Source organism: Actinoplanes sp. L3-i22 (assembly GCF_019704555.1).
Taxonomy (GTDB): domain Bacteria; phylum Actinomycetota; class Actinomycetes; order Mycobacteriales; family Micromonosporaceae; genus Actinoplanes.
In genome coordinates, this window is sequence record NZ_AP024745.1 from 458,544 (window position 1) to 478,599 (window position 20,056).

A 20,056-nucleotide genomic window follows, 5' to 3' on the forward strand; every position below is an offset into this window, starting at 1 on the left:
ACGCTTGTGTAGTAGCCTACACATGTGAGTAGTGACAGCGACCTGACCGCGCGCGCCCGGATCCGCGACGCCGCCATCGGGCTCTTCACCGAGAAGGGCATCGCCGGCGCGACGATCCGGGACATCGCCCAGGCCGCCGGGGTCTCCTCCGGGCTGCTGCGGCACCACTTCGGCTCCAAGGAGGGGCTGCGCGACGCCTGCGACGAGTGGGCCATGGGCCGCGTCGCCGAGCTGCAGATCCGGTTCGCCGAGACCCAGCTGGTCGGCGCCCTCCCGCCGGACACCATGATCCTGCAGCGCTACCTGGTGCGATCGCTGATGGACGGCTCGCCCACCGCGACGAAGATGTTCGTCGAGTCCGTCGACCGCGGCGACTACTGGCTGCAGAAATCCGGCATCGACAGCGCCGACCCGCGGGCGTTCGTCGCCGTGGTCGCCGCCATGAAGATGGGCATGTTCCTCATGCACGAGCAGCTCTCCACCGTGCTCGGCGAGGACGTCGGCGTCATGCCCGGCTGGCTGCGCATGGTCCGTGCCGCCGTGGAGATCTTCCGGCAGCCGCTGCTCACCCCGGAACAAGCCGACCAGGCCATGAAGGCGCTGGATCGGCTGGCATCCCAAGAAGGGGAGCACCCATGACAGAGGCGATCGAGGTCGAAGGACTGATCAAGCGGTTCGGGAAGGTCACCGCCCTGGACGGGCTCGACCTGGCCGTCCGGGCCGGGGAGGTGCACGGATTCCTCGGGCCCAACGGCGCCGGCAAGACCACCACGATCCGCGTCCTGCTCGGCCTGATGCGACACGACGGCGGCACCGCACGCCTGCTCGGCGGCGATCCGTGGGCGGACGCGACAAACCTGCACAAGCGCTTGGCGTACGTGCCGGGCGACGTCACGTTCTGGCCCAACCTCACCGGCGGTGAGGTGATCGACCTGCTCGGCCGGCTGCGGGGCGGGCTGGACCGGACGCGCCGCGACGACCTGATCGAACGGTTCGAGCTGGACCCACGGAAGAAGGGCCGGACGTACTCGAAGGGAAATCGGCAGAAGGTGGCGCTGATCGCCGCCCTGGCCTCCGACGTCGAGCTGCTGATCCTGGACGAGCCGACCTCCGGGCTGGACCCGCTGATGGAGGAGGTCTTCCGCGAGGTGATCCTGCAGGAGAAGCGCCGCGGCGACCGGACCGTGCTGCTGTCCAGCCACATCCTGGCCGAGGTCGAGGCGCTCTGCGACCGGCTGACCATCATCCGCGCCGGCCGCGCGGTCGAGACCGGCACGCTCGACGACCTGCGGCACCTGACCCGGACGACGATCCGCGCCGAGCTGACCGGCCCGGTCAACGGCCTGGCCGGCCTCGCCGGGGTGCACGACCTGACCACCACGGACGGGCGGGTGGCCTTCGACGTCGACGCCGAGGGGCTCGAACCGGCGCTGAAGTCCCTGGTCGCGGCCGGGGTGCGCAGCCTGGTCAGCCAGCCGCCGTCGCTGGAGGAGCTGTTCCTGCGGCACTACGCACGGGACGAGGCCGGCAAATGACCGGCACCGGCCAGCTCGTCCGGCTGATCCTGCGCCGGGACCGGGTGATCCTGCCGCTCTGGGTGTTCCTGCTGGGCCTGCTGCCGCAGGTCTACATCGCCGGCTTCGAGAAGCTGTTCGTCACCGACGCCGAGCGGATCGACTACGCCCGGATCAGCGGCGCCAACGCCGGATTCGCCGGGCTCTACGGCCCGCTGTCCGGGGACAGCCTGGGCGAGCTGGTGGTCTGGCGGGCCGGGTTCGTCCCGGTGATGATCGGGCTGGCCGCGCTGCTCACGGTGATCCGGCACACCCGGGCCGAGGAGGAGGCCGGGCGCAGCGACCTGATCCGGGCCACCGTCGTCGGGCGGTGGGCGCAACCGGCCGCCGCCCTGCTCGTCACCATGACCGGCGGCCTGGTGATGGGCCTGATCGTGGCCGGCTCGATGATCGGCGCGGGCGAGCCGGTCGAGGGCTCGCTGGCGTTCGGCACGCTGTTCACGCTCAGCGCCTGGCTCTTCGCCGGGGTGGCCGCGATCGCCGCCCAACTGACCAGCAGCGCCCGGGGCGCCCGGATGATCGCCGTGCTGGTGCTCGGGGTGTCCTACGTGCTGCGGATGGGCGGGGACATCTCCGCGGTCGGGGACGGGCGGCTGGAGTGGCTGTCCTGGCTGTCGCCGCTCGGCTGGGTGCAGAAGATCGTGCCGTACGGCGATGACAACTGGTGGCCGGCGCTCCTCGCCCTGCTGGTCACGCTGGTCACCGTGCCCGTGGCGTTCGCCCTGCTCAGCCGGCGTGACCTGGGCGCCGGTCTGCTCGCCTCGCGGCTGGGCCCGGCACACGCCGGCACCGGCCTGTCCTCGCCGCTCGGCCTGGCCTGGCGGCTGCACCGGGGGCTGCTGCTCGGCTGGACCGCCGGGTTCGCCGCGCTCGGCGTGGTCTTCGGCGGGGTCGGCACCAGCGTGGTGCAGCTCGCCGCGAGCAGCAGCGGGGTGACCGACGCGTTCAACAAGATCGGCGGCTCCGGGCCGGTCACCGACGCGTACTTCGCCACCACGGCCGGGACGTGTGCGCTGATCGTCGCGATCTACGCGATCCAGGCCGGGCTGCGGATGCGGGACGAAGAGCAGAGCGGGCACGCCGAGCTGATCCTGGGCACCGCGGTGAGCCGCTTCGCCTGGGCCGGCGGTCATCTGCTGTTCGCCCTGATCGGGCCGGCCCTGGCGATGGCGGCCGAGGGGGCGATGGCCGGGGTGACCTTCGGTGCGGACTTCGGCGGGGTGCTCTCCGCGTCGCTGGTGCAGCTGCCGGCCGTCTGGGTGCTCGGCTCGGTGGCGGTGCTGCTGATCGGGGTGCTGCCCCGCTACGCGGCGGCGGCCTGGGGCACGGTGGCGGTGAGCCTGCTGATCCTGATCGTCGGGCCGCTGCTGGAGTTCCCGCAGTGGGCGATGGACGTCTCGCCGTTCACGCACGTGCCGCAGCTGCCGGCGGCGAGCTTCTCCGCCGTACCGGAAATTGTTTTGATCCTGATTGCCGCCGCGATTGCCGGCGTCGGGCTGGCGGCCCTGCGCCGCCGCGACATCCCCGCGTGAACGACGTCCGGCCGACGGCGATGCCGTCGGCCGGACGGTTGCAGGTCAATGTGACTTGCCGCGTTTCGGCAACACGAGTTCCTCGTGGTCCAGTTCGCGGTTGAGCACCCGCAGGTTCTCGTCGTCCAGGCGGCCGGCGTCCCGCCAGCGCAGCAGCTCCTCGCGCTCGGCGTCGATCACCGCCTGCCGGACCATCAGCGCCGCCTCGTACTGCGGGGACGGCGGCACCTCGGTCGAGTCGACCTGTTCCAGCAGGTCGAGCCGGTGCCGGTAGCGGTCGAGGCGGACCTGGAGCTGCTTGCGCATGGTCTCCATGGCCTCGTCCTCGACGTGGTCGTGGTGCTCGCTCTGGATGTCGCCGATCCGGTTCAGCGCGGCCCGCACCGCGGCCGAGCGGGCCTCGTTGCGCAACCGGGCCTTGTCGGTCTGGTTGGCCCGCAGCCCGAGCCACTTGACCAGCGGCGCGAACGTCAGGCCCTGGCCGATCAGGGTCACCAGCACCACCGCGAACGCGCAGAACGCCAGCAGGCCGCGGTTCGGGAAGTTGGAGTCCAGGCTGTAGACCGCGGCGAGCGTGATCACGCCGCGGGTGCCGGCCCAGCTCATCACGACCGATTCCCGGACGCCGAGCGACTTCTCCTTGCGCCGGCCCTTCGGCAGCTCCTCGACCTCGGCCTCGTCCTCGTCGTCCCCGCCGAGGCGGGTGTGCAGGGAACGGGGCAGCAGCTGGGTGAGCCCCAGCCAGAGCGGGCGGAGCAGCAGGACCACGCCGAGCGTGATGCTCACCGCGATCACGATCGTGCTGGTCTGGTACTCCTTCAGCTCCTCGAGCACGTTCTTCATCTGCACGCCGATCAGCAGGAAGACGGTGCCCTCCAGCAGGAAGTCGATCAGTCGCCAGACGGCCGCGGTCTGCAGGCGGCTGGCGCCGGTCGCGTACCGCGGGGTGTCGTGCCCGATGATCAGGCCGGCCACCACGACGGCCAGCACCCCGGAGAGGTGGAAGTGCTCGGCCAGCAGGTACGCGGCCATCGGGGTGACCAGGGAGATCGCGTTGGCGCTCAGCGGGTCGGCGCGCAGCCCCCGGAGGAGCCGGACGAAATACGCGACGGCGATGCCGACGACGACACCGCCGGCCGCCATGATCACGAACTTTCCGGCGGTGTTGGCGAACGTGAACTCCTGCTTGCCGATCGCGACCTGCTGGGCGACCAGCAGGATGGTCAGCGCGGTCGCGTCGTTGAGCAGGCCCTCACCCTGGATCAGGGTGATCAGCCGCGGCGGCAGGCCGGCCTTGCGGCCGACGGCCAGCGCGGCGACCGGATCGGGCGGCGCCACCGCGGCGCCCATGGCGATCCCGGCGGCCAGCGTCACACCGGTCACCGCGAGCGAGAGCCCGAGGCCGACCAGGAACGCGGTGGCGATCACCAGGGCCACCGACAGGCTGATCACGGTACGCAGGTTGCGCCGGATGTCGAGCAGTGACGAGTCCAGCGCCGCGTTGTAGAGCAGCGGCGGAAGGATGAACGTGAGAATCAGATCGGGTTCGATCTCGAAGTTGTCGCCGGGCAGGAACGCGTAGACGATGCCGACGACGGTCAGCAGGACGGCGGCGGGCAGGCCGGTCTTCCCGGTGATCCAGTGGACCAGCACGATGATCGCGATGGCCCCCAGACCGAAAAGAAGGGTCTCCTCGTGGCTCATCCGCCTATTCTTCGCTACTCCCGATCACATCGTTGTGGCAGGTCGATGACGTGATCGGGAGATCACGTCGACTTATTGGCCGAAATGTCCCAGCACCGCCCGGTGTTTCCGGATCACCGTCAGGGTCCGCTGGGCGATCCGGCGCGCGGCGACCTCGTCGCCGTCGTTCAGCTCGGTGCGAACCACCCGGGCGGCCTGGTCGTGCAGCATCGCCTGGCTGGAGACGAAGAACTGGTCGAAGTCGGCGTCCGGCGCCGAGCGGTAGACCATGATGCTCTGCTGGACGGTGCTGTTCGGCTCCTGGTCCAGCTCGATGTCGAGCGAGCGGGCGGCGGCGCGGACGGCCAGGTCGAGCCGGACGCTGTCGGCGGCGAACCGGGCGCCGAGGCGGCGGATCGCCGGGTCGGTGGCCCTGCGGACGGTGATCCGGCCGAGCGCGATCTGGGCGAGGTTGCCCTGGTGGGCGGTGCGCAGGAAGGCGGCGTCCGGGTCGAGGCGGCGGGCGGCCGGGGCCGTGGTGGCGGGTGCGAGCAGGGCTGCGGTCACGGTTACGGCCGCGAGAAGATATCGGCTGAACATATGAAACTCCCCCTATGTCGGAATCAGCAGATTAACCGCTTGAAAACCGACATAGGGGGAGTATTTACGTGTTATGCCTCAGTAGCGGTAGTGCTCCGGCTTGAACGGGCCCTCGACGTCGACGCCCAGGTACTCCGCCTGCTTCTTGGTGAGCTTGGTCAGCTTCACGCCCAGCGCGTCCAGGTGCAGGCGCGCGACCTTCTCGTCCAGGTGCTTCGGCAGGACGAAGACCTGCTTCTCGTACTCACCCGGCTTGGTCCACAGCTCGATCTGGGCCATCACCTGGTTGGTGAACGAGGCCGACATCACGAAGCTCGGGTGGCCGGTGGCGTTGCCCAGGTTCATCAGGCGACCCTCGGAGAGCACGATCACCGAGTGACCGTCCGGGAAGCGCCACTCGTGCACCTGCGGCTTGATCTCGATCTTCTCGATGCCGGCGACCTTGTTCAGGCCGGCCATGTCGATCTCGTCGTCGAAGTGGCCGACGTTGCCGACGATCGCGTTGTGCTTCATCGCCGACAGGTGCTCGACGGTGATGATGTCGGTGCCGCCGGTCGTGGTGACGAAGATGTCGACGTCGCCGACCACGTCCTCGATCCGGGCGACCTGCAGGCCGTCCATCGCCGCCTGCAGCGCGCAGATCGGGTCGACCTCGGTGACCACGACCCGGGCGCCCTGGCCGCGCAGCGTCTCCGCCGCGCCCTTGCCGACGTCACCGTAACCGCAGACCAGGGCCAGCTTGCCGCCCAGCATCACGTCGGTGGCCCGGTTCAGGCCGTCGACCAGGGAGTGGCGGATGCCGTACTTGTTGTCGAACTTGCTCTTGGTGACCGCGTCGTTGACGTTGATCGCCGGGAAGAGCAGCGTGCCCTCCTTGGCCAGCTTGTAGAGCCGGGCCACACCGGTGGTGGTCTCCTCGGTCACGCCGCGGATCTCGGCAGCGATCCTGGTGAACCGCTGCGGGTCCGACGCCAGGCTGGCGCGCAGGGTGTCCAGGATGATCGAGTACTCGTGGTTGTCGTCCTCGGTGGTTGCCGGCACCGCGCCGGCCGCCTCGAACTCGACACCCTTGTGCACTAGCAGGGTGGCGTCACCGCCGTCGTCCAGGATCATGTTCGGACCCTGGCCGTTGCCGAAGTCGAACAGCTGGGTGGTGGCCCACCAGTACTCCTCCAGCGACTCGCCCTTCCAGGCGAAGACCGGGACGCCGGCCGGGGCGTCGACGGTGCCGTTGCGGCCGACGACGGTCGCGGCGGCCGCCTCGTCCTGCGTGGAGAAGATGTTGCAGGACACCCAGCGCACCTGGGCACCGAGCGCGATCAGCGTCTCGATCAGGACCGCGGTCTGCACGGTCATGTGCAGCGAGCCGGCGATCCGGGCGCCGGTCAGCGGCTTCGAGTCGCCGAACTCCTCGCGCAGCGACATCAGGCCCGGCATCTCGTGCTCGGCCAGCCGGAGCTGGTGGCGACCCGCCTCGGCGAGGTTGATGTCGGCGACCGCGAAGTCGAGACCGTTGACGGATCGAAGTTTGTCGCTCATGAAAAGAGGGCTCCTCCCTCTCAGGAGGCGCCCTTACGTCTATGGAACCGCACCGAGCGTGGCGGGCGTCATTGCCCGTTGCAGCGCCTCTCGGTTCGGCGTCACCACTTTATCGTGTCCCAAGCTTGATCACATGCGCCTGAGAGTTCCGTCAGTATCCGAGATGACGTAGGTCCCGTCGCCCAGCGGTTCCAGGTCGTCCTTGTCGACCGTGACGATCCCCAGGTCACCGAGCACCTCGCCGGTCCGGGTGTCGACCCGGAAGTGCCGCCACGTGTGTTCCGGCTCCCCGACGACGATCACCACGATCACCGTCTCGTCGTCCAGGTAGCCGCCGCTCCAGTTGACGTAGGCCCGGTCGCCCAGCCCGAAGCCGGCCGCCGGGATCCGGTGCACGACCTCGCCGGTGGCCAGGTCGTGCAGGGCCATGTCGGCGCGCCGCTCGTGGTCGACGGTGAGGAACTGCCGCCGGTCCGGGGAGGCGTCGATCACCACCCGGTCGTGGATCAGGTAGTCGTGCAGCTCACCGTCCGGCCCGGCGCGCAGGACCACGCCGCCGTCCTGGCCCTCGCCGATCGAGACGAGCACCTGGCCGTCCGGCAGCGGGATCAGCCCGGCGCCCTGCCCGGCCGACTCCACCGGGATCCGGGTGCGCACCGCGCCGGTCGCCGCGTCCAGCGCGATCAGCTCGTCGAGGTCGGCCCGGTCGGCCATCGCGTTCGCCACGTACACCCAGACCAGGGTCTCGTCGGCGGAGAAGGCCGAGTTGTTCATGCCGATGCCGTCGTTCTCGCCCACCGGGCCGAGCTCGAAGCGCCACTGCTCGCGGCCCCCGGCGTCGGTCCGGAGCACCGCGTCGTCGGTCGAGTAGACCACCGAATCCCTGGTCGAGGGCACCACCCAGTCCCAGACGTCCGGCGGCAGGGGAAAGGTCCGGAGTGGCTCGACGGCCTCGTCGAACACCTGGATGCCGGTAGGGGTCCGGCGCGAGATCACGGGCATCCCGGGAGCCTAGCGGCGGCGTGACCGGTCACGGGAAGGGATGAGAAAACATCAAAGACCTTCCATGCAACCTCAAAAACCCATCATTCTGTACGGCGTGAAGCACCCCCACCGCATCCAGGAGATCGCCACGCGAGCCGGCCTGAGCCCGGCCACCGTCGACCGGGTGCTGCACGAACGCGGAGGCGTCCGGGAGAGCACCACCCACCGGGTCCACCGCGCGATCGCCGACCTGGACCACGACCACGCCCCGGCGGACGACCCGCCGCCACGCGACTTCGAGGCCGGCGCGACCGCGGCGTACCTGGTCGAGCAGTGGCTGCACGACCGGGCCGGGGACGTGCTGGTGGTCGGCGGCCCGGAGACGGCGGAGCGGATCGCCGGGTTCCGCTCGGTGCTGGGCCCCGCTCGGCGGCTGCGGACCGTGACCGATCCGGATCAGGTGCGCGCGATGCTGGCCGGCACCCACACGGTCCGGGCGGTCTACGCGCCCCGGGCCGGCGGCAGCGCCGAGGTGGTGGCCGCGTTCGAGGCCGAGGACCGCAACTACGACGTGTTCGTGGCGCACGGCCTGGACCGGGACAACCTGGCCCTGCTGCACGCGCACCGGATCAACGCGGTGCTGCACCAGGATCGCCGCTCTGACCTGCGAACTTCCTGCCGGGCACACGGCGCGCCGTCGATCGCCACAAAAATAATCACGCCGTTCAACGCCCCGGTGTCCTGAAGCGGTGAGGTCGTTCGTCATGGGGGAAAGACCGCGATGAGGGAGAACCGATGAAGTACATGATGTTCGTCTGCACCGACACCGCTCCGGAGACCGAGCTGGAGGCGCCCGACATCTTCAAGTGGGTGGCCGAGAACGACGAGAACGGGCGGCGGGTTGCCGGCAACCAGCTGGTCGGGCCGGAGGCGGCCACCACGGTCCGGGTCCGGGGCGGCGAGCTGCTGCTCTCCGACGGCCCGTTCGCCGAGACCAAAGAGGTGATCGTGGGCTTCGACATCCTGGAGTGCGCCGACCTGGACGAGGCGATCGAGGTGGCCCGCGCCCACCCGATGGCCTGGCACGGGCGGCTGGAGCTGCGGCCGTACCACGGTGAATGAACCGGTTTTCCAGGAGGCCTACGGCCGGATCGTCGCCACGCTGATCCGGCTCACCGGTGACTGGTCCCTCGCCGAGGACTGCGCGATGGACGCGGTCGAGGCGGCGCTGAAGCGGTGGCCGCACGACGGCACACCGGCGAATCCGGGCGGCTGGCTGATGACGGTCGCCCGGAATCGGGCGATCGACCAGCTCCGCCGGGCCGCCACGGCCGATCGGAAGCTCCGGGACCTGGCGCTGCTGCAGGACCCGGAGCCGGCTCCGCAGGGCGACGACCGGCTGCGGCTGATCTTCACGTGCTGCCACCCGGCGCTGGGCATGGAGGCCCGGGTGGCGCTCACCCTCCGTACCGTCGCCGGGGTTTCCACCGCGGAGATCGCGCGCCTCTTCCTGGTCGGGGAGGCGGCCATGACGCGGCGGCTGACCCGGGCGAAGAGCAAGATCGCGCAGGCCGGGATCCCGTACCGGGTGCCGTCCGGCGCGGCGCTCGCCGAGCGTCTGCCGGGCGTGCTCGCGGTGCTGTACCTGCTGTTCACCCGAGGGTACGACGCCGACGACAAGCTGGCGCTGGAGGCGATCCGGCTGACCCGGCTGCTGGCCCGGCTGATGCCCGGGGAGCCCGAGGTCACCGCGCTGCTGGCGCTCTGCCTGCTGCAGCACTCGCGGCGGGCGACCCGGCAGGACCAGGCCGGCGACCTGGTGACGCTGGACCGCCAGGACCGCGCCCGGTGGGATCACGCCGCGATCGCCGAGGCGGTCGGGCTGCTCGGCGGCAGTCCGGTGACCGGGCCGTACGCGATCCAGGCGCACATCGCGGCCTGTCACGCGACCGCCCCGGACTTCGCCGCGACCGACTGGGCCACCGTGGCGGGCTGGTACGACCAGCTCGCCCGGGTGCACCCGTCCCCGGTCGTCGAGGTGAACCGGGCGGTCGCGCACGGCTACGCCCACGGGCCGGCGGCGGGGCTCGCCCTGCTGGCCGGGGTGCGCGACGGGCTCGCCGGGTACGCGCCGGCGCTGGCCGCCGAGGCCGACCTCACCGAACGGGCCGGTGACCCGGCGGCCGCGGCCGAGCTGTTCCGGCGGGCCGCCGAGGTGGCCGGCTCCGAGGCGGAGCGGCGTGCGTTGCTGAAACGCACCGGAGCCACCGGTCAAGACACTCTCCGCGGTGCCGAAGAGGGCGGTACCTAAGACTGAGGAGAGCGACTCACATGGCCGGAAATCGTGGGCTGGGGCAGTGGTGCCGGGACCGAAAGGTCTCCACCAAAGTGCTCGCGGTGGCCGGTGTGGCGATCGCCGGGACGGTGGTGACCGGGGCGCTGAGCGTGACCGGCATCAACGACCTGGAGAGCACCCGGAACGCCGAGATCGGGCGGATGGTCCCGTACGTCACGAACCTGAACTCCGTCGCGCTGGAGCTCAAGGGCGCGGCCAACGACGAGCGGGGCTTCCTGCTCAAGGGCGACGCCAAGTTCAGCACCGAGGCGCTCGCCCACCAGGCGAAGGTCAACTCCGCGCTGGACTCCGCCCGCACGCTCGGCACGGGCGACGACCTGCCGGTGCTCGCCGACATCCAGACGGCCAGCGACACCTGGTTCGAGGCGCTGAAGACGGAGTTCAGCCTCTACGCGTCCGAGCCGGCCAAGGCGACCACGCTCGCCCTGGGCAGCAACCGGGACCTGCGCAAGGTCTACGAGGCCCTGCTCACCGCCGAGATCGACGACGCCAACAAGGACATGCTGGCCGGCGAGGGCTTCGACGCCACCGCGAACCGCACCCGGATCGCGGTGATCGCCGCGCTCGGCCTCGCGCTGCTGCTGGGCGTCTCCGGCGCGCTGTTCGTGGCCCGGCTGATCATCGTGCCGTTGCGCAAGGTGAGCGGGGTGCTGGACCGGGTGGCCGAGGGCGACCTCTCCGGTGACCCGGACGTGCACCAGCGCGACGAGCTCGGGCACATGGCCGACTCGCTGCGCGCCGCGACCAGCTCGCTGCGGAAGACGGTCACCGACCTGACCGCGCACTCGGAGTCGCTGGCTCTGCAGGCCGGTGGGCTCGCCGACACCAGCCGGCAGTCCGCGGCCAGCGCCGAGCACGGCGCGCAGCAGGCCGCGACGGTGGCCGAGTCGGCGGCGACCATGTCGTTCAACATCCAGACCGTGGCGGCCGGCTCCGAGGAGATGGGCGCGTCGATCCGGGAGATCAGCCAGAGCGCCACCCAGGCCGTGCAGGTGGCGAACCGCGCGGTCGACGTCACCGCCGCCACCAGCGCGGTGATGGCCAAGCTGGGCGAGTCGTCCAGTGAGATCTCCGAGGTGGTCAAGACGATCACGGCGATCGCCGAGCAGACGAACCTGCTGGCGCTGAACGCCACCATCGAGGCGGCCCGGGCCGGCGAGATGGGCAAGGGCTTCGCGGTGGTCGCCAGCGAGGTCAAGGAGCTGTCCCAGGAGACCGCGCGGGCCACCGACGACATCGGCCGCCGGGTCGCCGCGATCCAGTCGGACACCGCGGGCGCGGTCGCCGCGATCGAGGAGATCAGCGAGATCATCGGGCGGATCAACGAGTTCCAGACCACCATCGCCTCGGCGGTGGAGGAGCAGACCGTGACCACCAACGAGATGAGCCGCAACGTCAGCGAGGCGGCCGAGGCCGGCGCCCGGGTGGCCGGGACGATCACCGGGGTGGCCGAGTCGGTGCAGCTGACCACGGTCGGCGTGGCCGAGGCCGACCGGGCCGCCAGCCAGCTGGCCGGGATGTCCACCGACCTGCGCGGGATCGTGGAGCGATTCACGTTGTAGGAAAGCAAAGTTTTGCAAAAACACGGCAAATGCTCGGCAAAACGAGACTGGCCCTTGTGGAGCAGATCACAGAACTTCTATGGTCGGCGACATGTTCGCTCCGCCCCGCTGGGCCGCTCTCCTGGCCACGCCGCTGGTCACCCTCGGTGTGGCGATCGGCCCGGCCGCCGCTGCCGCAGCACATCCGTCCTCAGTAGCCATCAAACCCGCGGCCACCCGGGCCGCTCTCGATCCGGCTCTGGTCGCCGGACGCGGCGCCACCGTCGCGTTCGCCGAGCAGGAGGCTGAGCACGCCGTCACCACCGGCGCCGTGCTCAGCCCCGACCGGACCGCATACTCGCTCGCCGCCGAAGCCTCCGGCCGCTCCGCCGTGTCCCTGGACCCGGGGGAGTACGTCGAGTTCACCCTGCCCAAGTCGGCCAACGCGATCACCGTGCGGTACTCGATCCCGGACGCCCCGAACGGCGGCGGGATCACCGCGCCGCTGTCCGTGGGCACCCCGGGCGGCACACGCACGATGACCCTGACCTCGCAGTACTCCTGGCTCTACAACCAGTACCCGTTCAGCAACGACCCGCAGGCCGGGCTGCTGCACCCGGACTGGTGGATCACCGAGTGCGCCTGCGTGCCGGCCGCCACCACTCCGGTCCCGGAGGTGAGCAAGCCGTTCCGGCCGATGCACTTCTACGACGAGCAGCGGCTGGCACTGGGCCGCACCTACCGGGCCGGGGAGAAGATCCGGCTCACCGCGCGCCAGGTCACCACCACGATCGACCTGCTCGACTCGGAGCTGGTCGGCGCGCCGAAGGTCGACCTCGGCGCGGTGAACGTGCTGCTCTTCGGGGCCGACCCGACCGGCCGGAAGGACGCCGCGCCGGCCATCGAGAAGGCCATCGCGTTCGCCAGGAAGATCCACCGCGCGGTCTACCTGCCGCCCGGCACGTTCCAGGTGAACCGGCACATCGTCGTCGACGACGTGACGATCAAGGGCGCCGGCAACTGGTACACCACGGTCCGGGGGCACGAGGTGGCGCTGTCCACGCCGGCGCCGGACGGATCGGTCCACACCGGTGTCGGTTTCTACGGCAAGGACGGCGGCAGCCGGAACGTGCACCTGGCCGACTTCGCCATCGAGGGTGACGTGCGCGAGCGCATCGACACCGACCAGGTGAACGCGATCGGCGGCGCGATGAGCGACTCGACGATCACCGGGCTGCACATCCAGCACACCAAGGTCGGCCTCTGGTACGACGGTCCGATGTCGAACGTCCAGGTCAGCGGCAACATCATCGTCGACCAGATCGCCGACGGGCTGAACTTCCACACCGGGGTCACCGGCTCGCTGGTGCGGGACAACTTCATCCGCAACACCGGTGACGACGGCCTGGCCATGTGGTCGGAGAAGACCGCGGACAGCGGCAACACGTTCGACCGCAACACGGTCCAGACGCCGACGCTGGCGAACGGGATCGCGATCTACGGCGGCACGGACAACACGGTCTCGCGGAACCTGGTCGCCGACCCGATCCGGGAGGGCAGCGGCATCCACGTCGGCTCGCGCTTCGGGGCCGAGCCGTTCGCCGGGCACCTCATGATCACCGACAACACCACGGTCCGGGCCGGGACCTTCGAGCTGAACTGGAAGATCGGTCTCGGCGCGATCTGGTTCTACGCGCTCGACAAGAGCATCGACGCGGACATCCGGGTGACCGGGGACCATTTCCTGGACAACACGTACAACGCGGTCATGCTGGTCTCGGACTGGCCGGTGAAGGACCTGTACTCGATCAACGGGGTGCACTTCCAGGACATCCGGGTCGACGGGGCCGGCACCAGCGTGGTCAGCGCCCGGGCGTCCGGCGGCGCCACGTTCGAGAACGTCGACGCCCGCAACGTCGGGGCGGTCGGGGTCAACAACTGCGGCTCGTTCAACTTCACGCCCAGCGGGTCTGAGTTCACCCTCAGTGATCTCGGTGACAATGGTGGCGGCTGGCTCGGCCCGTTCGTCCCGAACGTGATCACCTGCGACGACCGTCCCGCGGTCGTCGCCCCACCGGCGCCTTCTGCCTGGTGACCTACATCAGCTGAAGAACGGCGGCCGTACCCGACGAGTTCGGGTACGGCCGCTGCGCTTGGTAGCCTTGTCGGCGCATTCGCCTCGGCTGAAGGTTGGGAACTACGTTGAGTCAAACCCTGCTGGTCACCGGCGGCGCCGGATTCGTCGGTACCGCCCTGATCCGGTCCCTGCTGACCGAGTTCCCCGACGCCACGGTCGTCTCGCTGGACAACTACTTCACCGGTTCGGCGGAGAACCACGTGCACGATCCCCGGGTGACCTACCTCGAGGGCTCGACCACCGGGATCGCCAAGACCTGGGCGGACAGCGGCCTCCCGGCCCCCGCGCTGGTCTTCCACCTGGGGGAGTACTCGCGGATCGTGCAGTCCTTCGAGGACCACGACCTGACCTGGGACTTCAACCTGCTCGGCACCAAGGAGGTGGTGAAGTTCACCGCCGCCGCGGGCGCCCGGCTGATCTACGCCGGCTCCAGCTCGAAGTTCGGCAACGACGGCGACGACGAGAACCTCAACCCGTACGCCTGGACCAAGGCGAAGAACATCGAGTACATCAAGAACTACTCGAACTGGTTCGGCCTGGACTACGCGATCGCGTACTTCTACAACGTCTACGGCGCCGGCCAGATCGCCAGCGGCAAGTACGCCACCGTGATCGGCATCTTCGAGCGGCAGTACCTGGCCGGCGAGCCACTGACCGTGGTCTCCCCGGGCACCCAGACCCGCGACTTCACCCACATCGACGACATCGTCCGCGGCCTGATCCTGGTCGCCCGCGGTGGCGCCGGCGACGGCTACCTGCTCGGCACCGGCCGGGAGTGGCCACTGGCCGAGGTCGCGAAGATGTTCGGCGCCGACTTCACGCTGATCCCGGCGCTGCCCGGGGAGCGCGTGCGCGGCAAGGCCGACATGACCAAGGCCGCCGGGCTCGGCTGGACGCCGCAGAAGCAGCTCGACGACTACATCGCCGAGTTCGTCGCCGCAAACCCGAGATAACAGATCAAAATCACGATCAAAGGGCCCGATTTCGTACGTACGAAATCGGGCCCTTGATTTTTCTTGAAAAGATCACCCGGTGGCACGCGGCCTGGTGGTGACCGCGGAGAGCGGCGTCGCGACGTCTTCCAGGGACTTGCCCTCGGCGTCGACGCCCAGGAAGATCTCGACCACCCCGCCGATCGCCATCACCACGGCGCCGATCAGATAGCCGATGAACAGCTTGCCCGGGTCCTCGCCCTCGCCGATCAGCCAGCCGTAGAAGACCGGCCCGATCGCCCCGAAGCACTGCGCGATCGCGAAGAACACCGCGATGGCCTGGGCCCGGATCTCCAGCGGGAAGATCTCGCTCACCGTCAGGTAGGCCGAGCTGGCCCCCGCCGACGCGAAGAAGAAGATGATGCACCAGGCGATGGTCTGGGTGATCGCGTTCAGCACCCCGGCGTTGAACAGCACCGCGCTGATCGCCAGCAGCACCGCGGAGAGCAGGTACGTGCCCGCGATCATCTTGCGCCGGCCGATCACGTCGAAGAGATGGCCGATGGTCAGCGGCCCGATCAGGTTCCCGGCCGCGAACGCGATCAGATAGAGCGGTGCGCTCTTCTCGTCGACCCCGTAGAAGTTCGTCAGCACCAGCGTGTAGGTGAAGAAGATCGCGTTGTACAGGAACGACTGCGTGATCATCAGGGTGGCGCCGAGGACCGACCGCCGGGGCAGCTCCTTGAAGAGCACCCGCAGCAACGACAGGTAGCCGTGCGATCGAGTCGGCCGGATCTCGATCGCCTTGGACTCGTCGACCGGGGCGAGCGTCTGCCCGGACGACTCCACGGCCTGCTCGATCTGCCGGATGTTCGCCTCGGCCTCGGCCTCCCGGCCGTGCATGATCAGCCATCGTGGACTCTCCGGCAGGTGCCGCCGCAGGTTCCAGATGCAGGCGCCGATCACCGGGCCGATCAGGAAGCCGATCCGCCAGCCCACGTTCAGGCTCATGTGGTTGAGCAGCACGAAGGTACCGAGCGTGCCGAGGATCGCGCCGCCCCAGTAGGTGCCGTTCACGCCGATGTCGACCCGGCCGCGGTACTTGGCCGGCATCATCTCGTCGATCGCGGAGTTGATCGCGGCGTATTCGCCGCCGATACCGGCTCCGGCGATGAATCTCGTCAGGTACAGGAAGGTGAGCGCCACGGCACTGTTGCCCCAGGTCAGCGCGGTGAGCGCGTTGCCGGCCAGGTAGACGCCGAGGGTGACGACGAACAGGTTCTTGCGGCCCAGCTTGTCGGAGAGCCGGCCGAAGAACAGCGCGCCGAACACCTCGCCGAGCAGGTAGACGGTCGCGATCGCGCCGACCGCCGTGCTGCTCAGATGCAGGGTCTCCTGCTCCTTGAGCACCGGGCCGATCGCGCTGGCGATGGTGATCTCCAGGCCGTCGAGCACCCATGCGGTGCCCAGCGCCAGGATCATGCGGGTGTGGAACGGCGACCAGCTGAGCCGGTCGATACGCGCGGGGATCAAGCTCCGGATAATTCCCGAATCGGAGGCCGGGGCAGGAGATCCGAGGCTCTGGGCCATGGACGCACCTCCAAAATGCCGTGATGTAACGCACGCTTTACCCAGAGTCGCGTTTAGCATGCACAGGCATGGATCAGATCGGGATCGCGGTGATCGGGCTCGGCTGGATGGGCCGGGTGCACACCCAGGCCTACCTGCGGCTGCCGCAGCACTATCCGGACCTGCCCGTCCCGAAGCTGATCGCGGTCGCCGACGACGTGCCGGACCGGGCGGCCCGGGCCGCCGCGCGGTTCGGGTTCGCCGCCGCGACCACCGACTGGCGGGCGCTGCTCGACGACCCGCGGATCGGCGCGGTCAGCATCACCGCGCCGAACTTCCTGCACCGCGAGATCGGTGCGGCGTTCGCGGCGACCGGCCGGCACCTCTGGATCGAGAAACCGGTCGGGCTGAGCGCCGACGATGCCCGGGCCGTGGCCGGCGACGGCCGGATCGCGGTCGGCTTCAACTACCGGCATGCGCCGGCGGTGCAAAAAGCCAGGGCGATTCTTCGGTACGGCGGGATCGGCGCAATCACGCACGCCCGGTTCGCGTTCCTCAGCGACTACGCGTCCGCCCCCGACGGTGCCCTGACCTGGCGGTTCCAGCGGGCCCGCGGCGGCAACGGGGTGCTCGGCGACCTCGGCTCGCACGCCGTCGACCTGGTCCGGCACCTGCTCGGCGAGATCGACGCGGTGGTCGCCGCAGACACCGCGATCTTCCTCCCGCGCCGGCCGGCCCCGAGCGGCGCGACCACCGGGCACGAGCGCGGCGCCGGGCCGCTGCGCGAGGTGGAGAACGAGGACTGGTTCGCGGCGCTGCTGCGGGTCGGCGACGCCCGGGTGACCGTGGAGGCGAGCCGGGTCGCGACCGGCGAGCAGAACCACTACGGCTTCGAGATCCACGGGACCTCGGGGATGCTGAGCTGGGACTTCCGCCGGATGGGGGAGTTGCTCGTGGACGGTCGCCCGGTCTTCGCCGGCCCGGGTGACGGGGAGTTCGGCGCGTTCCAGCCGGGGCCGGCCAACGCGATGAGCTTCGACGACCTGAAGGTGATCGAGGCGGCGCTGTTCCTCCGCTCGATCGTCGAGGGCGTCCCGCACGGCGCCACCCTGACCGACGCGATCCGCGCCGCCGAGGTACTGAGCGAAATAGCAGGTCGGGCCGGTCCGGGATCGGGAACGGCACGATCCGCGCGCTGAACCCGGCCGGCGCTCGCGGTCCGCGAGCGGGAGGAGCCGAATCGGGTGGCGCACCGGCAGCTCTCCACCCGGGTCGACGCGTCGCTGCTGGCCGGGCATCCGGCGGCGGGGCGGCGGGGCCTAACGTCTTCGCCATGAGTGACAGGTTCGACTTGGCGGCAGCGGTCTGGGTGCGGGCCGGAGACAGCGAGGACGGCTACGTGGAGATCGCGCGGCTGCCCGACGGCGGCGCGGCGATGCGGAGCTCGCGGGACCCGGTGACGACGCTCTTCTTCACCAAGGGGGAGTGGGACGCGTTCACCGGCGGCGTCCAGGACGGCGAGTTCGACGTCTGAGGCCGGCGCGCTGCCCATCCCGCCAGGAAAGGGCAGCGCGCCGGAGAACTCGGAATCCTAGGCCGGGTCGAGGGCCAGGCCGTCGAAGATGAAGTTCGGGCTCAGGAACGTCGTGCCGCTGCTGCCGCTGATCGTCGAGATCGACAGCGTGTTGGTGCCGGTCTTCAGCGCGCTCGCCGGGATCGTGAACGTGTAGGTGGTGTTGATCCCCCGCCACGTACCCCGGGTGACGTTCCGGGAGTCCAGGTTGGCCGGTGCCGGCGAGGCCGAGGACGGCGACGAGTAGCTGCCGATGGTGACCGCGGGACGGCCGCCGGCGAAGCTGGACGTGGTGGCGATGCGCAGCTTGGCGCCGCCGGCCGGCACCGAGGCGAGGGTGAAGCTCAGCGCCATCGGCGAGTTGACCGACTTGAACTCGGCCATCGGGAACTTCGCCGCGCCGGACGCGACGCTGTAGCCGCTCGCCGTCCACGCCGACATCCGGGTGTCCGACGGGTGCTCCGTCTCGATCTTGTCGGCGTTCAGGAAGCCGGCCGGGGTGCCGTCGAACGTGCCGAGCTGGAACAGCGTGCCGGCGGCCGGGACGCTGCCGGTCAGCGCGAGCGCGGTGGTCGCGCCGGCGGCCACGGTGATCGTCTTGGTGCTGCCGACGGCGAGCTCACCGGCGTACAGCGTGGCGGTGTACGTGCCCGGCTTGACGTGCCCGATCACGAACTGGCCGGCCTTCACCTGGCCCCAGTACTGGCCGTTCGGGCCGGCCAGGCCGACGGTCGCGCCCAGGCCGTTGAAGCTGCCGCTCGCGGTGCCGCTCACGCCGCCGCGCTGGGCGTTCGAGAGCAGGTCCGGGATGTACGAGCTGAGGAAGTCCATGCTGTGCAGGGTCGGCGCCGCCCCGTCGGTGAGGGCCAGCGCGTACGGCCCGTGCAGCCCCAGCCGCAGCGCCTCGGTCTGCTGGTGCCCGCTGAACATGTAGTGCGTGATGTTGACCGCGGTCCCGGTGTCGTTGACCTCGATGTCCCGGAAGAACGGGCCGCCCGAGGTCATGTCGTTGTTGCCCGGGATCAGGTACGCCCCGTGCCCGCTTCCGCTCGCCCCGAACGGCTGCTGCGTGATCAGCCGCTGCGAGCTGAAGAACTTCGACGCGGTCTGCCCGCCGGCGAACGCGAACACGTCCGAGCCCTCGACCGTCGTCGTGGTGCCGGCGGTCTTCGCGGCCACCGGGGACGTGGTCAGCAGCGAGCTCTTCAGCCGGGTGATGAACCGGGCCTCACCGGGGTTCAGCGCCTTGGTGATGTTCGTGGCCATGTAGATCGTGTTGTCGTTCTTGCGCGCGAAGTAGTACTGCGTCACGCCGATCGACGAGTTCGTGGCGCTGACCAGGATCGAGCTGCCGCTGTTGAACGTCTGGCCGGTGACCGTCGCCGACGACCAGCCGGACTCGAACTGCCCGGCCGCCTGGCCGGACGCGGTCAGCTCGGTGCCGTTGTGCTTCAGCGACGTCATGTTGCCGTTCGTGGTGTTGACCACGAAGGAGACGCCGGTCCCGGTGTCGAACGTGATGCTGGACGCGGCGTTCGCCCAGGGCTGGCCGCCGAGCAGGCCGATGCCGGCCAGCACCGCGACCGAGGCGATGCCGCCGGCCAGGGCCTTGCGTCGCTTCCGTGAGGTCGGGGGACGGTGCGAGTTGGGGGTCATGCGTAGTGGTGGATCATCCGGCCGGAAAGGTTGCCCCGGCTCTGGATCTTTTTCAGAACACCCAGGTCACGGCGAGCTCGTTGCGCTGGCCGAAGCGCTCCAGGTGCGAGCCGACCACCCCGGTCACGGTCTGCAGGTCGCCGGCGCTCGCCGCGGTCGCGGTCAGTTCGAGAGCCTCGGGGGTGCTGTGCAGGCGGCACTCGCCGACGGTGAGCACGATGACGGTGTCCGCGCCGACCTCCTTGATCTCGCTGCGTCGCCCCAGGTGGGAGGCGAGCTGCTTGGCGTAGCGGGGCGCGTTGTCGGTCGTGACGCTGGCGGTAGCGGTCTCAGTCATAGTGTCGACGATATATCGCCGATACTCAGAACGGTACCGGTGT

Annotated in this window: 18 protein-coding genes and 1 riboswitch; of the genes, 11 read left to right on the plus strand and 7 right to left on the minus strand. The window is 70.0% G+C overall.

What is annotated here, in order from left to right:
• Positions 1–24 precede the first annotated feature (24 nt).
• Genes L3i22_RS02100 through L3i22_RS02110 form a run of 3 tightly spaced genes read left to right on the plus strand, consistent with a single transcriptional unit; the run spans position 25 to position 3,106 of the window.
• Positions 25–639, plus strand: a complete 615-nt coding sequence (locus L3i22_RS02100; protein WP_221325315.1) for a TetR family transcriptional regulator — start codon at positions 25–27, stop codon at positions 637–639.
• On the plus strand, positions 636–1,535 hold the full coding sequence (locus tag L3i22_RS02105; protein ID WP_221325316.1) for an ABC transporter ATP-binding protein: 900 nt from the start codon (positions 636–638) through the stop codon (positions 1,533–1,535). The genes L3i22_RS02100 and L3i22_RS02105 overlap by 4 nt, the downstream gene beginning before the upstream one ends.
• Positions 1,532–3,106, plus strand: coding sequence for an ABC transporter permease (locus L3i22_RS02110; protein ID WP_221325317.1), 1,575 nt, complete (start codon positions 1,532–1,534; stop codon positions 3,104–3,106). The genes L3i22_RS02105 and L3i22_RS02110 overlap by 4 nt, the downstream gene beginning before the upstream one ends.
• Positions 3,107–3,151: 45 nt before the next feature.
• Here the strand turns inward: L3i22_RS02110 and L3i22_RS02115 are convergent, their stop codons facing one another.
• The 4 genes from L3i22_RS02115 to L3i22_RS02130 form a co-directional block, all read right to left on the minus strand.
• Positions 3,152–4,810: a Na+/H+ antiporter gene (locus L3i22_RS02115; protein ID WP_221325318.1), complete on the minus strand. Its 1,659-nt coding sequence runs from the start codon at positions 4,808–4,810 to the stop codon at positions 3,152–3,154.
• A gap of 72 nt (positions 4,811–4,882) precedes the next feature.
• The gene (locus L3i22_RS02120) at positions 4,883–5,389 is read right to left on the minus strand and encodes a DUF4142 domain-containing protein (RefSeq protein WP_221325319.1); all 507 of its coding nucleotides are present in this window, start codon (positions 5,387–5,389) and stop codon (positions 4,883–4,885) included.
• A gap of 78 nt (positions 5,390–5,467) precedes the next feature.
• Positions 5,468–6,928: an adenosylhomocysteinase gene (gene ahcY / locus L3i22_RS02125; RefSeq protein WP_221325320.1), complete on the minus strand. Its 1,461-nt coding sequence runs from the start codon at positions 6,926–6,928 to the stop codon at positions 5,468–5,470.
• 18 nt (positions 6,929–6,946) lie between these two features.
• A riboswitch (S-adenosyl-L-homocysteine riboswitch) is annotated at positions 6,947–7,026 on the minus strand.
• A 31-nt stretch (positions 7,027–7,057) separates the two neighbouring features.
• Complete coding sequence (locus L3i22_RS02130; RefSeq protein ID WP_221325321.1) at positions 7,058–7,930, minus strand: hypothetical protein; 873 nt, start codon at positions 7,928–7,930, stop codon at positions 7,058–7,060.
• A gap of 97 nt (positions 7,931–8,027) precedes the next feature.
• Here L3i22_RS02130 and L3i22_RS02135 point away from each other — a divergent pair, with 97 nt between their 5' ends.
• The 6 genes from L3i22_RS02135 to L3i22_RS02160 all read left to right on the plus strand — a co-directional run bounded on the left by L3i22_RS02135 (position 8,028) and on the right by L3i22_RS02160 (position 14,899).
• Entirely contained in the window at positions 8,028–8,657 is a 630-nt protein-coding gene (locus tag L3i22_RS02135; protein WP_221325322.1) for a LacI family DNA-binding transcriptional regulator, read from the plus strand.
• Positions 8,658–8,707: 50 nt separating this feature from the next.
• Complete coding sequence (locus L3i22_RS02140; RefSeq protein ID WP_221325323.1) at positions 8,708–9,034, plus strand: YciI family protein; 327 nt, start codon at positions 8,708–8,710, stop codon at positions 9,032–9,034.
• Positions 9,027–10,223, plus strand: a complete 1,197-nt coding sequence (locus L3i22_RS02145; RefSeq protein WP_221325324.1) for an RNA polymerase sigma factor — start codon at positions 9,027–9,029, stop codon at positions 10,221–10,223. The genes L3i22_RS02140 and L3i22_RS02145 overlap by 8 nt, the downstream gene beginning before the upstream one ends.
• A gap of 20 nt (positions 10,224–10,243) precedes the next feature.
• The gene (locus tag L3i22_RS02150; protein WP_221325325.1) at positions 10,244–11,830 is read left to right on the plus strand and encodes a methyl-accepting chemotaxis protein; all 1,587 of its coding nucleotides are present in this window, start codon (positions 10,244–10,246) and stop codon (positions 11,828–11,830) included.
• 91 nt (positions 11,831–11,921) lie between these two features.
• On the plus strand, positions 11,922–13,904 hold the full coding sequence (locus L3i22_RS02155) for a glycosyl hydrolase family 28-related protein (protein WP_255657892.1): 1,983 nt from the start codon (positions 11,922–11,924) through the stop codon (positions 13,902–13,904).
• A gap of 107 nt (positions 13,905–14,011) precedes the next feature.
• Positions 14,012–14,899, plus strand: coding sequence for an NAD-dependent epimerase/dehydratase family protein (locus tag L3i22_RS02160; RefSeq protein ID WP_221325327.1), 888 nt, complete (start codon positions 14,012–14,014; stop codon positions 14,897–14,899).
• A gap of 72 nt (positions 14,900–14,971) precedes the next feature.
• Here L3i22_RS02160 and L3i22_RS02165 read toward each other — a convergent pair whose 3' ends face one another.
• Positions 14,972–16,411: an MFS transporter gene (locus L3i22_RS02165; RefSeq protein ID WP_255657893.1), complete on the minus strand. Its 1,440-nt coding sequence runs from the start codon at positions 16,409–16,411 to the stop codon at positions 14,972–14,974.
• Between the two features lie 125 nt (positions 16,412–16,536).
• On the opposite strand from L3i22_RS02165, the gene L3i22_RS02170 reads away from it, so the two are divergent.
• Together L3i22_RS02170 and L3i22_RS02175 are read left to right on the plus strand one after the other, a co-directional pair.
• A complete protein-coding gene (locus L3i22_RS02170) occupies positions 16,537–17,646 on the plus strand; it encodes a Gfo/Idh/MocA family protein (RefSeq protein WP_221325329.1) in 1,110 nt (369 codons plus the stop codon).
• A 134-nt stretch (positions 17,647–17,780) separates the two neighbouring features.
• Entirely contained in the window at positions 17,781–17,981 is a 201-nt protein-coding gene (locus L3i22_RS02175) for a DUF397 domain-containing protein (protein ID WP_221325330.1), read from the plus strand.
• A 57-nt stretch (positions 17,982–18,038) separates the two neighbouring features.
• Here the strand turns inward: L3i22_RS02175 and L3i22_RS02180 are convergent, their stop codons facing one another.
• Complete coding sequence (locus L3i22_RS02180; protein WP_221325331.1) at positions 18,039–19,676, minus strand: rhamnogalacturonan lyase B N-terminal domain-containing protein; 1,638 nt, start codon at positions 19,674–19,676, stop codon at positions 18,039–18,041.
• 52 nt (positions 19,677–19,728) lie between these two features.
• Complete coding sequence (locus L3i22_RS02185) at positions 19,729–20,013, minus strand: DUF2218 domain-containing protein (protein ID WP_221325332.1); 285 nt, start codon at positions 20,011–20,013, stop codon at positions 19,729–19,731.
• Between the last annotated feature and the right edge of the window lie 43 nt (positions 20,014–20,056).